11 protein-coding genes are annotated in these 12,779 nt (G+C 67.5%); 6 read left to right on the top strand and 5 right to left on the bottom strand.

What is annotated here, in order from left to right; genetic code table 11:
- Nucleotides 1-13: 13 nt before the first annotated feature.
- Together FB384_RS22255 and FB384_RS22250 are read right to left on the bottom strand one after the other, a co-directional pair.
- Nucleotides 14-952, bottom strand: a complete 939-nt coding sequence (locus FB384_RS22255) for a PDR/VanB family oxidoreductase (protein WP_183786776.1) — start codon at nt 950-952, stop codon at nt 14-16.
- The gene (locus tag FB384_RS22250; RefSeq protein WP_183786775.1) at nt 949-2,076 is read right to left on the bottom strand and encodes a phosphotransferase family protein; all 1,128 of its coding nucleotides are present in this window, start codon (nt 2,074-2,076) and stop codon (nt 949-951) included. The genes FB384_RS22255 and FB384_RS22250 overlap by 4 nt, the downstream gene beginning before the upstream one ends.
- Before the next feature lie 106 nt (nt 2,077-2,182).
- Here FB384_RS22250 and FB384_RS22245 point away from each other — a divergent pair, with 106 nt between their 5' ends.
- The 3 genes from FB384_RS22245 to FB384_RS22235 all read left to right on the top strand — a co-directional run bounded on the left by FB384_RS22245 (nt 2,183) and on the right by FB384_RS22235 (nt 5,548).
- Nucleotides 2,183-3,184, top strand: a complete 1,002-nt coding sequence (locus tag FB384_RS22245; RefSeq protein WP_183786774.1) for a phosphotransferase — start codon at nt 2,183-2,185, stop codon at nt 3,182-3,184.
- 76 nt (nt 3,185-3,260) lie between these two features.
- Nucleotides 3,261-4,775 carry a flavin-containing monooxygenase gene (locus FB384_RS22240; protein ID WP_183786773.1) on the top strand — a complete coding sequence of 505 codons (1,515 nt, stop codon included), beginning with the start codon at nt 3,261-3,263 and terminating at the stop codon, nt 4,773-4,775.
- Nucleotides 4,772-5,548 (top strand): SDR family NAD(P)-dependent oxidoreductase, encoded by a 777-nt coding sequence (locus FB384_RS22235; RefSeq protein WP_183786772.1) that lies wholly within the window; start codon nt 4,772-4,774, stop codon nt 5,546-5,548. Before FB384_RS22240 ends, FB384_RS22235 begins: the two co-directional genes overlap by 4 nt.
- 55 nt (nt 5,549-5,603) lie before the next feature.
- Here the strand turns inward: FB384_RS22235 and FB384_RS22230 are convergent, their stop codons facing one another.
- Nucleotides 5,604-6,770: an epoxide hydrolase family protein gene (locus FB384_RS22230; protein ID WP_183786771.1), complete on the bottom strand. Its 1,167-nt coding sequence runs from the start codon at nt 6,768-6,770 to the stop codon at nt 5,604-5,606.
- Nucleotides 6,771-6,830: 60 nt separating this feature from the next.
- Between FB384_RS22230 and FB384_RS22225 the strand changes: the two genes are divergently transcribed.
- Together FB384_RS22225 and FB384_RS22220 are read left to right on the top strand one after the other, a co-directional pair.
- On the top strand, nt 6,831-7,292 hold the full coding sequence (locus tag FB384_RS22225) for a nuclear transport factor 2 family protein (RefSeq protein WP_183786770.1): 462 nt from the start codon (nt 6,831-6,833) through the stop codon (nt 7,290-7,292).
- A gap of 205 nt (nt 7,293-7,497) precedes the next feature.
- A complete protein-coding gene (locus FB384_RS22220) occupies nt 7,498-8,532 on the top strand; it encodes an NAD(P)H-dependent amine dehydrogenase family protein (protein ID WP_183786769.1) in 1,035 nt (344 codons plus the stop codon).
- Nucleotides 8,533-8,699: 167 nt separating this feature from the next.
- Here FB384_RS22220 and FB384_RS22215 read toward each other — a convergent pair whose 3' ends face one another.
- Together FB384_RS22215 and FB384_RS22210 are read right to left on the bottom strand one after the other, a co-directional pair.
- Complete coding sequence (locus FB384_RS22215; protein WP_183786768.1) at nt 8,700-9,749, bottom strand: sensor histidine kinase; 1,050 nt, start codon at nt 9,747-9,749, stop codon at nt 8,700-8,702.
- Between the two features lie 68 nt (nt 9,750-9,817).
- On the bottom strand, nt 9,818-10,573 hold the full coding sequence (locus FB384_RS22210; RefSeq protein WP_183786767.1) for a response regulator transcription factor: 756 nt from the start codon (nt 10,571-10,573) through the stop codon (nt 9,818-9,820).
- Between the two features lie 649 nt (nt 10,574-11,222).
- On the opposite strand from FB384_RS22210, the gene FB384_RS22205 reads away from it, so the two are divergent.
- Nucleotides 11,223-12,695, top strand: a complete 1,473-nt coding sequence (locus FB384_RS22205; RefSeq protein WP_183786766.1) for a hypothetical protein — start codon at nt 11,223-11,225, stop codon at nt 12,693-12,695.
- Nucleotides 12,696-12,779 lie beyond the last annotated feature (84 nt).

Genomic DNA, 12,779 nt, shown 5'->3' with positions numbered 1-12,779 from the left:
CCTCTCGGGCCGGTCAGAGATCCAGCACGAGCCGCGGGCCGACGCAACGGCTGACGCAGATCATCGTGGTGAAACCCTCGGCCTTTTCGTCGTCGGTGAGGTAGGTGTCACGGTGGTCCGGCTCACCGTCGAGTACGACGGCCTCGCAGGTCCCGCAATAGCCGTTCTCACAGGAGAACGGGACGGTGATGCCCCGCGCCCGGAGGACCCCGAGCACGGTCTCGTCCGCACCGACCGGCACCGTGACACCGGTTCGGCTCAGTTCGACCTCGAACGGCTCGCCCGTGGTGTCCGCCGCGGCCACCTCGAAGCGTTCGAGACGCAGTCGGTCGGCCGCCCCTGCCTCAGCCGCGGCCTCGGCCACCCGGTCGAGCATCGGAGCGGGGCCACAGGCATAGACCAGCCGGTCGGGGCCCTCCGCACTGATCTCGGCGGCGAGGTCGGGGCGCCCCTCGACGTCGTCGGCCATGATCCGCACCCGGTCGCCGTAGCCCGCCAATTCGCCGGTGAACGCCATGTGTGAGCGCGACCGTCCGCCGTAGACCAATCGCCACGGCAGGCCGGCACGCTCGGCCGCACCCAGCATGGGGAGGATCGGGGTGATCCCGATCCCGCCCGCCAGGAAGAGGTAACCGTCGGCAGGCTCGAGCGGGAAGGCGTTGCGGGGCGGCCGGACCTCGAGCACTGTCCCGGCCGTTGCGACGTCGTGCAGTTCGCGAGAGCCGCCACGCCCGTCGTCCTCACGCAGTACCGCCACGCGGTAGGTTCCGCGTTCGGCCGGGTCCCCGCACAACGAATAGTGCCGGACCAGCCCGGACGGCAGCACCACCTCAACGTGCGCACCGGGTTCCCACGGGGCCAGGTCGAGCCCGGCCATGGACTCCATGGTGACGGCCACAACCGCGTCCGCGACCTGCTCGACCTCGCGGATCCGGAGTTTGACGGCGTTCATGCGCCCGCCAGGAGGTCGCGGGCCGACCCGATGTGGTGCAGGGCCGCGTAGTCGCCGTTCGGCGGACGCTGACCGCGCAGGTCGTACAGGTTGACCATGAGGCAGGCCATCTTGTAAGCGGCGAACGCTTCGTACCAGTCGATGCCCTCGGTGGACAGGCCGGTGACCTGTTGCCAGAGTGCGATCGTGTCCGCGCGGTCGAGCATTCCCGGCAACAGCCGCCCGCCCATCGGCAGGCTCTTTCCGCGCTGGTTGATCAGCCACCAGCCCAGGTCGTGGAGAGCTCCACCCGCCGAGGGTTGTTCCCAGTCCATCAGGGCGCGGACCCGGAAATCGTCGTCGACGAGCATGTTGCCGATCCGCGCATCCCCCCAGACGATCCCTTCGGGACGGTTGTCCGGCTTCGCGTCCGTGAGTTTCCGCAGGATCTCGCGGTGTTTCGGCAGCGGGCGCTCCGCGGTGTCGAGCTCGTCGAGGAATCCCGCCCAACGGTCCCATTCCCCGCCGAAACCGTCGCCGCTCTCCGGGACCAGGAACGGCACCGTGGACAACGGCACCGACGGCAGAGCTGCGAGCGCCCGCACGCAGTTCTCCCACAGCACGGCACGCTGCGCGGCAGTCGCATCGGCGACCCAACCCTGCTCCAGATAGGACGGCACACTGACCGCCACCCGGCCGGGGAGTCGATCCATCACGAAGAACGGCGCGCCCAGAATCGACGGATCCTCTTCGAGCCAGCGCACCCGCGCCACCGGCACCGAACCGTGCTCGTGCAACGCACGCATCAGTCGGAACTCGTCGGCGAACAGGTCGTGCCGGAACAGCCGGAAGGTCGTCGGCTTGATCCGGATGACGAGGCCTTCCCGGTGCTCGACGCCGGAGCTGCGGTAGTGAACGTCGAACAGGATCGTCTCGGCCGACTGCCCCGAGCCACGCGGATACGTCAGCCCGCTCAGCCTCACGTCCGACGCATCGGGCAAGCGCACCGCAAGCCATTGCGTGAGCGTTTCTGCCACCTCGTCGAGATCGCGTGCCACCGGCGCGACGATCGCGCCCTGCTCGTCGGACCGCATCCCGGCCCCCATGACCTCGGCCAGCATCGGCCCGTCCGACCTTCCGCTCATCCGTACCTCCTCGCTACGCTAACACTGACGTTACCGTCACCTGCACGCACGATCCACCCCCCGACCGAAGGCGCGGTACCCGATGGTCATACAGTCCCCCGCCCCGATGTCCCTGGACGTCGCCCTCTCGCCAGAGTGGCTCACCGAAGCCCTGAACGTGCCCGTGCACGGCGTGACGATCGCCGACACGATCGGCGGCGTCGCGACCAAGATCCGGTTCACGATCGACACCGAGGCAGGCACCCACCGCCACTACTGCCTGAAAGGGCTGTTCACGAACGAGCCCGCCGCGGCGCACGCCCGGATCACCCGCACCGAGACGTCGTTCTACCGCGATCTCGCCGAGAAGGTGGGTGTCGCCGTGCCGACGTGCCGGTACGCCGCGGTGGACGAGGAGCAGGGGAACGGGGTGATCATCATGGAGGACATCGTCGAGAAGGGCGGTCGCTTCCTCACTGCGCTGGAGCCCTACACGCCCGAGGAAGCGCGTTCCAGCCTGCGGGAACTTGCCACCCTCCACGCCGCGAACTGGGGGCGACCGGACGGCCCCTCGTGGCTGCGCAACCGACTCGACGACCTCGCGGCGGCACCACTGCGCACCGAGGCGGAACACCAGGATCTGATGGACGACCCGCGCGGCGACTCGCTGCCGGGCGAACTGCGGGATGCCAAGCGGATCACGGCCTGCCTGCGAGCACTCGCGGACCGCACCGCCGACCAGGACGCAACCCTCGTCCACGGAGACGCCCATGCCGGCAACATCTACCTCCTGGCCGACTCGGTCGCCCTGATCGACTGGCAGATGCTGCAACGTTCGCACTGGAGCATCGATGTCGCCTACCACGTCGGGGCCGCCCTCTCGGTCGAGCAACGGCGCACGACCGAACGCGATCTCCTCGACCACTATCTCGATCACCTGACCGAACTCGGCGCAGCCGGCGTCCCCGACCGCGAGCAGGCCTGGACCGATTACCGCGCCGCCGTGGCGTACGGCTTCTACCTGTGGTCGGTGACCCGTCAGGTCGCGCCCGCCGTCACTCGCGAGTTCTGTCTCCGGCTGGGCACCGCGGTCGACGACCTCGAGAGCTACGCGCTGCTCGATGTGTGAGACGCAGGTGGTGACACTGACGTCAGCATCAGTAATCATGAGAAGGTCCAGCCATGCGACGAAGGATGGAAACCGGATGTCACGTGCACGCGCAATCGAGGTCGCGATTATCGGCGGAGGGATCGGAGGGATCGGCGCAGCCGTCCATCTGGCGCGCCGCGGTACCCGCACCTTCACCGTTTTCGAGAAGTCCGAGGGTCCGGGCGGCACATGGTGGGACAACCGCTACCCGGGCGCCGAGTGCGACATCCCGTCGGCCCTCTACTCCTATTCGTTCAAGCCCCACGACTGGACGCGCACCCATGCCAGCCAGGAGGAGATCCAGCAGTACGTCGAAGAGACGATCGACGACTACCAGCTCCGCGAGCACATCCGCTTCGGAGTGGGCGTGCGGTCGGCGGAGTGGCACGAGCGGCGACAGCAGTACCTCGTGACGCTCGACAACGACGAGACCCACTGGTTCGACGTCGTGGTGAGCGCCGTCGGCATGCTGAACGTCCCGAAGGTTCCGGACTGGCCGGGCATCGAGACCTTCGAGGGGCCGTTGTTCCATTCGGCCCGGTGGGACCCGAAGGCGGAACTGGACGGCAAACGTGTCGCCGTCGTCGGGGCGGGGGCCTCGGCGACCCAGGTCGTTCCCGGACTACAACCGCGGGTCGCCGAACTGCTCAGTTTCCAGCGCGAGCCCACGTGGGTACTGCCCAAGGGCGACCGCGACCTCACCCCCGAGGAACGCAAGGAACGCAGGCGGTTCGGGTGGGCCCGCAAGACCCGCTTCGACATGATCCGCGCGATGGACAAGGGCCACGGCAGCGACCCCGAGATGATCGAGGCGCAGCGCAAGCGACTGACCGCGCGGATCAACGAGGCGTTCGACGACCGCCCCGATCTGGCCGAGGCGATGACCCCGACGTTCCAACCCCGGTGCAAGCGGAACGTCTTCTCTGACATCTACTACCCGGCTCTCAAACAGGACAACGTCCGCCTTGTCCCTCGCGGCGTCGAGCGGATCACCCCACGAGGCGTCGTGGACAGCACGGGTGAGGAGCACGAGGTGGACGCGGTGGTGCTGACCACCGGGTTCCGCGCCGCCGAGTTCCTGACCACCGTGAAGGTCACCGGCCGGGGCGGGACGGACCTGCACGACCAGTGGGGTCTGGACCCCGAGGCATTCCTGGGTATCTCGGTACCGAACTTTCCCAACTTCTACATGCTCTACGGCCCCAACACACACGGCACGGTCGTCTCTTTCGTCCTGGAGCGCCAGGCCGAGTACGTGGCCAAGGACGTGCGCAGGCTGCGCAAGCGCGGCGGCGGAACGCTGGAGGTACGACCCGAGGCGAACGCCTGGTTCCAGCGCGTCCTGCAGGAGGCCATCTCCAAAGTGGAGACCTGGAAGTCCGGCTGTAACAACTTCTACACCTCGGCCAGCGGCAAGAACGTCGTGCAGTGGCCGTGGACGCATCAGCGGTACTACGCGTGGACGGTGCTCGCCCGGCGGTTCGCCTCGATCCACCGCCCGGCCACGGCCGAGACCCGCGCGGCGCGCACCGCCATTGTTCCCCTCCCCCAACAGGAAGAGGCCGCATGAAACTCGAAGGCAGGCGCACGATCGTCACCGGCGGCGGACGCGGCATCGGCCGCGCCTACGTCGAGCGGTTCCTCGACGAGGGTGCACAGGTCGCCATCCTCGATCTGAACATCGAGCTGGCGGAGCAGACCGCGGCGGAGCTGGCCGAGCGCGGCAAGGTCTTCGCCATGTCGGTCGACGTGGGCGACAAGGACTCCGTCGACACCGCGGTCGATGCTGCGGCCGAACGTCTCGGAGGACTGGACGTCCTGATCAACAACGCCGCGATCTTCGGCGATTGGAAGCCGAAGGACGACAGCTTCGAGTACCTCGAGAAGATCACCGACGTGAACCTCCTGGGCCAGTGGGCGGTCATGCGCGCCGCAGCTCCGTACCTGGTGAAGAGCCCGCACGGGCGTGTGATCAATCAGTCCTCGACCAACGCCTACAGCTACACCTACACCGGTCCGACGGACGAGTTCCCCGGCCTGCGGTCGTACAGCTACGCCTGGACCAAGTACGGGATCAACGGTCTCACCAAGTACACCGCCGCCCAGCTGGGCAACTGGGGGGTCACGGTCAACGCGATCGCACCCGGGGTCATCGCCACCGAGGCGCTGACGGGCACCGTCGACGAGTCCCGTATCGAGCAGCTGGTCGCCCAGCAGCCCATCAAAGGCCGGATTCAACCCAAGGACGTGGCGAGCACCGCCGCGTTCCTCGCCAGCGACGACGCAAAGTTCATCTCCGGCCAGATCCTCATCGTGGACGGCGGGCGGTTCATGCCCGGCTGAGGCCGCACCGCCACTGGGCCCGGGTCATCGCGGACCCGGGCCCAGTGGTGCGTCGTCACGCCACCGACGGGGCGACTTGTGCTGCGAAGCCGCGTAACGCCTCGACCAGCAGATCCGGCCGTTCGAGCGCCGAGAAGTGGCCGCCTGCCGGGTGCTCGGTCCAGCGCACGATGCGGTAGTGCTCCTCGGCCCAGCGGCGGATCGGAGGCACGATCTCGCCCGGGAACGACGAGACCGCCGTGGGCACGTCCACATAGGTCCGCTCAAGGGCAGGCCCGGTACCCGGTGGCCTGTTGGGGGTGTACTCCTCGCCGTAGAACCGCGCCGAAGAGGCGGCGGTCTCGGTGAACCAGTAGATCGAGGCCGTGGTCAACACGTCGTCCTGCGCGACCGGGCTCGCCGCGTCCGCCCATGCCATGAACTTCTCCGCGATCCAGGCGAGCTGCCCGATCGGCGAGTCCGCGAGCCCGTAGGCAACGGTCTGCGGACGCGTCGCGTTCAGCAGCGCGTACGCCGAGCCGTCCTGTACGTACTCGGCGTAGCGCCGGAGGGCCAACGCCTCCTGCTCGTCCGCGGGCTCGTCCGTGCGGTGCCGTCCGGCCAGTCCCACGCCGCCAAGGTTCAGGTGCACGCCCGCCACGCGTTCCGGCGCGACCCGTCCCAGTGCGGCTGCGACCTGGTAGCCGGCGTCACCACCGTGGGCCAGGTAGCGGTTGATCCCGAGGCGGCGCAACAGCTCGTCGATCGCCCGCGCCATCCTGTGAGCCCCCCATCCACCCTCGCGCAGCGGGCCGGAGAAACCGAACCCGGGCAGCGAGGGGACGACCACGTGGAACGCCGGCCGGGCAGGATCATCGGGTTCCGCCAGCTCGTCGATCACGTAGCGGAACTCGGCCACGGTGCTCGGCCAGCCGTGCAGTAGGACCAGCGGGTGCGCGTCCTGCCGGGGCGACGGCCGGTGGACGGCGTGCAGCCGCTGTCCGTCTACCTCGGTGACTACCTGAGGGAACCGGTTCAGCTCGGCTTCCTCGGCCCGCCAGTCGTACCCGTCCCGCCATCGCACCAGCAGCTCCCCCATGGCTTCCACGGTGACTCCCCGGCTCCAGCTCGTCTCGTCGAGTTCGCGAGGCAGGCGAACCGTCGCCAGCCGGCGGCGGAGGTCGTCGAGATCCGGCCCCGGCACGCCGATCCGAAAGGGCCGCACCATTGCGTCCTCGTCCATCGACACTCCCTTCACTTACACTGACGTCAGTGTCAATCTACAGCGATATGGGGTCTCCACGTGGATGAGTTGCAACGACTCGCGGCCGTCGAAGCGATCCGGACGGCCAAGGCGCGGTACTTCCGCGGTGTCGACACGAATGACGGCATGCTGGTGCGTTCGGTGCTGCACTCGGACTGCGTGCTCGACTACCGCGGGTGCACCACGGATCCGGCGAGCGGCGTGGACCACGTGCCGTCCATGAACCGCGTCCTCGAAGGTCGCGAAGCGTGGCCGGAGACCGGGTCCGCCGGCAGCGGTGTGGTGAGCGTGCACCAGGGTCACCAGAGCGAGATCACGGTCACCGACTCCACCACCGCCGAGGCGGTGTGGGCAATGAGCGACCGGCTTTTCATGCCTTCCAGCGCCTCCTTCACGGTGCTGCTCGGGTACGGCTGGTACCACGAAACCTACGAGCGAGTCGAATCGGCCTGGCTGCTCAGAACCCTCCGCATCCGGCGTCTGCGGGTCGAGGTTCGCTAGCTCACGGCCGCGGTACGTTCCGGTCCGCAGACACCGCAATGCTCGAGGTCCAGAACGGGCAGCCGCGGCTCGCGGGGCCGGTCGTGGTGACGGCATTGCATTGTGGTTGCTCACTCGGCTTGAGAAGGGCCGGACTCCGACATCGGTGCCGCTGGCCGGGACCGCCCACTGGACCAGCCGCCTCCGCGCCCGGAGAGTGCGCAACATGAAACGGCTGAGAATCGTGCAATGGGCAACGGGCAACGTCGGATCGCGGTCCTTGCGGACGGTGATCGAACATCCCCGGATGGAGCTGGCCGGAGTACTGGTACACACCGCGGCCAAGGACGGCGTCGACGCCGGCACCCTTTGCGGCCTGCCTCCGGTCGGGGTGGCCGCTACCCGCAATGTCGACGAGATCATCGCCCTCGATGCGGACTGTGTGCTCTACATGCCGTATCAGTTGGACGCCGACGATCTGGTCCGGCTGCTGGAGGCCGGCACCGACGTCGTCACCACGAAACAGGATTTCCAGAATCCCGAGCTCGTCGAACCGGTGCTGCGGGCCCGGCTCGAAATTGCCTGCGCCCACGGGGAAAGCTCGATCTATTCGACCGGGAGCAGTCCCGGCATCGTGACCGACGCCCTGCCGGTCACCCTCCTGTCCTTTCTGCGCCGCCTGGACGGCCTCACCCTCGACGAGTACTCCGACGTCGCCGAACGCGCCTCGCCGAACATCGTGTTCGGCGCGATGGGCTTCGGCCGGCGCCCCGAGGACGCCGACGTTGCGGCGCTGACGGAGAACCTGAAGCGCAGTCGTGAACGCTCGTTCCACATGCTGGCCGACGCCTTCGGCACTCCGCTCGACGATGTCGAGACCCATGCCGAGATCGCTCTCGCACGCAGCCGCACCGAGATCGCAGCCGGAGTGGTCGAGCCGGGCACCGTGGCCGGCACCCGGCTCAGCGTGTCCGGGATGCGAGCCGGTCGGCCGATCCTGACCTTCCGCACGAACTGGTTCTGCACCCGGGACCTGGATACCGACTGGGAGCTCATCAAGTCCGGCTGGCGGTTCCAGGTCGACGGTGACGTACCGCTCGACGTGCGGATCGATTTCCCGATCCCGGCCGAGGAATACGCCGCCACCACCCCGGGCCTGACCGCACACCCGGCCGTCAACGCAGTGCCTGCCGTCTGCGCCGCACCACCGGGCATCCTGCGGTCGATCGACCTGCCCCAGATCCTGCCGATCTTCGGCTGACCGCACGCCCGGAACGGACATGGTGCGTTCAGCCACCGTTGCACGGTTCCGCCGCCGACGTACCTTCCGCCGTGGTCAGCGGGAACGGCGGTGTCGCCGTCGTTCGTGGTGAGTCGGTCGATCCATCGCCGGGCTCATCATGCTCACCGGCTTTCCCTGAAGCGCATCTACGGTGTGGGAGATGCTCCGATGCGGGAGGTGCGGGCCCGCTCGTACGCGGTCTGCTCGACTCCCCTGCCGGATCGAGCGGACCGCGTCATCGCCGGAAAGGCCACCGTGACGGTCGTGCCGTAACCAGCTGCGCTGCGCAGTTCGACCGACGCCTGATGCAGTTCGGCGACGGCGGCCACGATGGCGAGTCCGAGTCCGTTGCCGCCACTGGACCGGCTGCGGCTGCGGTCCGCACGGTAGAAGCGGTCGAAGACGTGCGCGCGTGCGTGTTCGGGGATACCGGGGCCCTCGTCCCGGACGGTGAGAGTCACCGAACCGTCACATCGACGGAGTCCGACGGCACATCGCGTGTCCGGCGGTGTGTGGGTACGAACGTTGCCGAGCAGATTCGCGAGGAGACTGCGTAGCTTCGCCTCGTCGCCCAACACTGTGAGGTGCGGTTCGATGTCACAGTGCTGGGGCCGGTCGGGCTCGACGACGGCCGCGTCGCGGCAGGACTCGGCGACGAGCCGGCTGAGGTCGGCGGGCTCGCGCTCCGCCCTCTCGGTCTCGTCGAAACGGGCCAGGGTCAGGAGCGACTCGACCAGGTTTCCCATGCGGCGGACCTCGGAGAGCATGCGGTCGACGGCGTCGTCGACCTCCGGGCCGGGGGTCAGAGCGCCCCGCTGGTACAGCTCGGCGTAACCGCGGAGCGACTGCAGCGGTGTGCGCAACTCGTGGGACGCGTCGGCTACGAACTGACGCATCCGCTGTTCGGAGGCCGCGCGGGCGGCGAGAGACGTTTCCACCTGGTCGAGCATGCGGTTGAGGGCGTCGGAGAGCCTGCCAATCTCGGTGCTGGGCATGGTCGAGACCTCCGCAAGACGGTGGCCCGCGGCGCCCGCGGCGATGGCATCGGCGCTGGCGGCCACCTGCTCGAGTGGCCGTAGCTCGCGGCGGATGACGATAGTGCTCAGTCCCGCGACGAGAGTGAGCCCGATGAACTCGACGACGACGATCGCGAGCGCGTCGTTCCACACCCGCCAGGTGGTTGCCGTCGCGGCCATGGCAACGGCACACAGCGAGGTCAGCAGGACGGTGAGGCGTATCCGAAGTGGGACTCGGCGTGTCCGGCTCACGATGCCGGCTCCGCGGGGTTGGGATTGGCGCCGATGCGGTAGCCGACGCCGCGGCGCGTGTGGATGAGCGCGGGGCCGAGCGTGTCGATCTTGCGCCGGAGGTAGCTGATGTAGGTCGCGACCACGGTGTCGTCGCCGCCGAAGTCGTACGACCAGACATGCTCCAACAGTCGTGCGCGGGGCACGACCCTGTCTGCGTGGAGCATGAGATAGCGCAGCAAACGAAACTCGGTGGGCGTGAGCTCGACCGGGGTGTCTCCGCGGCGGACGGTGTACGACACCGGGTCCAGCGTGAGATCGGCGACGCACAACGTGGGATCGGTGGTTCCGACAGGACGAGTCCGGCGCAGTACGGCAATGACCCGGGCGGTGACCTCGTCGAGTCCGAACGGCTTAGTGATGTAGTCGTCGCCGCCCTCTGTGAGCCCTTTGACCAGGTCGGCCCGGGTGTCGCGCGCGGTGAGAAACACCACGGCCTGTGCGAGCCCGTCACGCCGAAGTCGTTTCATGACGTCGAAACCGTCGCCATCGGGAAGCATGATGTCGAGCAGGATGAGTTCGGGATGGAACGCACGAGCGGCGGTGAGCGCCTCGTGTGCGGTCGCAGCGGTACACACTTCGTAACCGGCGAAACGGAGAAAACGACCAACGGTGTCCACAATGGCCGGCTCGTCGTCGACGACCAGGAGTCGGCCCCGCCTCCCGGAGTGTTCGACGCCGCCGTCGGCGTTCCGCCCGTCCGCTCGGGTCATGGTCGGCCTTTCATGCAGGTATGCCGTGAAAGCGCGACCACCGACGGCGTCGACGTCGACGTCGCACCTACCGTGGCCCCAGAATAGAGGACTCGCCGACTCCGCTCACCCTCATCGGCGGCGATCGGCGCCGTGATCCGCGGGACCCGTCGGGGTGGCGGTGACACTGCTCCACGTCGCCCTCCCGCAGCTCAGCGGCGAGATCATTGCCGAGTCGCGCGGGTTGCCGTGCGCGCCGGTCGCCGGTGGTTCAGGCCTCACAGAGGTTCCACTGGGCGGGACGAGAAGCAAGACCGCTCCCGGTTGCCGCGTCGGTGAGCGCCGCGCGGCCGTTGACGCAGACAACGACGGCAGTTGCCTTTCCCCGGTACGACATTCGTGCCCCATGAGCGCGAACGGCGTGATCTCGACGGGTCACGACACGGCAGACCACTAGCCGATCCATCATTGGAACTTCATGTGAGTATGACGGTACTCCTTGCCTCCTCGGATCGGTCCAGTCAATCTCGGGCCGCTCGCATGGTTGCGGGCCTTGACGGATAGGAGTTCGCGAATGCCGAATTTTTTGAACCGGCAGTCCGGGCGGAGAAATCCGGGCCGATGGTGCGCCGTCGCAATGGCAGGGGCGCTCGCCGTCGGCTCGAGCTCCATGACTGCCGCCGCCGAGGCGGCCGCAGGTGCCGACACCCCGGAAGCGGCGACGGTGAACGTCGAGTTCGGCGACAAACAGGGTGATCTCCCCAGGACGGAAAAATACAACAACTTCGGAAATGCCACTGCGTGGCCTGATGAGCGCGGCGACGACGTCGACTACCTGAACAAGCAAGGACTTCACGGCGAAATCTACCGGGTGTGGCTGAGCAGTCCGAATGCGCCGGCTGAATTCGATCTGTTCAACAGCTGCGACGTGGAGTCGCGTTCGTGCGATTTCTCCACGTTGGACGATTACCTGACTCACGCCAGCACGGTGTCGGATTCGGTCATGGCGAACCTCAACCCGATGGCCTTCATGCGGGGCGATAGGCCACTCCGCGACCTCGAGCCGCTGCTCGAGGTCATGATCCACAGCCTCAAGGAGCAGTATCCGGCGGTCGACTACGTCGAGGTGTTCAACGAGCCGGACTGGAACTTCCACGGAGAGGCTCTGAACCAAGGCGAAGAGCCGATCTTGCAGCCCGACGAACTGTATCGCTACTACAGGCCGTTCTACGAGGCAGTTGACGAGGTCAACCGGGGACTTCGCCGCAAGGAGCGGATCCAGGTCGGCGGACCCGCGCTGATGTCCCGCGACGCCAAGTGGCTGGAGCCCTTCCTCGACGCGTACGCGGCCGATCGGGATCGCGCCAAGCGGCTCGACTTCTTGTCGTACCACGCGTACCTGTCGTGGGACGACAACTACCAGGTCGCGAATCCGTACAAGGACGACCTCAGGGTTGTCGCCTCGGACCGGAAGAACATCGAGAGGATGCTGGCGGATCGAGGCCTGTCCGACGACATTCCCAGCTTCGTGACGGAGACCGGCATCTACCCCGGGCCATCCTTCGACGACCCCGAACCGAAGAACGACTATCTGCGCCAGGCGGCGGGGATGGCGACTTACAGCCACCTGTTCGCGAATCAGTCGGACACCTACATGTTCAACTGGTGCGTCCGGCACCGGGTGGAGGAACGCAAGGATCAGCTGGTGACCCGGACGGCCGACGGGCCCGAGAAGGACATCTTCACGCCCTACGGGAACATGATGTTGATGCAGTCCCGGTTGAAGGACACTCGGGTGTCCGCCGAGACCGGCCCGCCGCTCGAGGGGGACAACGGTGTCTACGCGACCGCGTCGAAGGACAAGGCCGGTGCCTCCGTCATGGTGTGGAACTGGCAGCACGTCAACGACACGACGTATCGCACGGAAGTCGACATGTCGGATCTGCCTCGTTCACTGAAGAGCCAACCGGTGCGGCAGCGCATGTTCCGGATCGATCAGACGACGAGCAACTACTTCGCCGACCCCGCCAAGGCCGACCTTCAGCAGGTCGACGAGAAGATCATCGAACCCGGCGCGTCCCACAGTGTGAGCGTCGACCTTTCCCCGAATGCGATGTACCTCATTCTGCTCGAACCGGCATGAGACGGCCGGTGCGACCGCGACCAACTACGCGGGAACACCGGACCGCCGACCCTGAGTAAGGGGTGGGCACCGACTAACGATCGG

This window comes from Prauserella sediminis (assembly GCF_014195435.1).
GTDB classification, from domain to species: Bacteria; Actinomycetota; Actinomycetes; order Mycobacteriales; family Pseudonocardiaceae; genus Prauserella; species Prauserella salsuginis.
The sequence above is the reverse complement of the archived record's forward strand: the minus strand, read 5'-3'. Positions and strand labels throughout refer to the sequence as shown.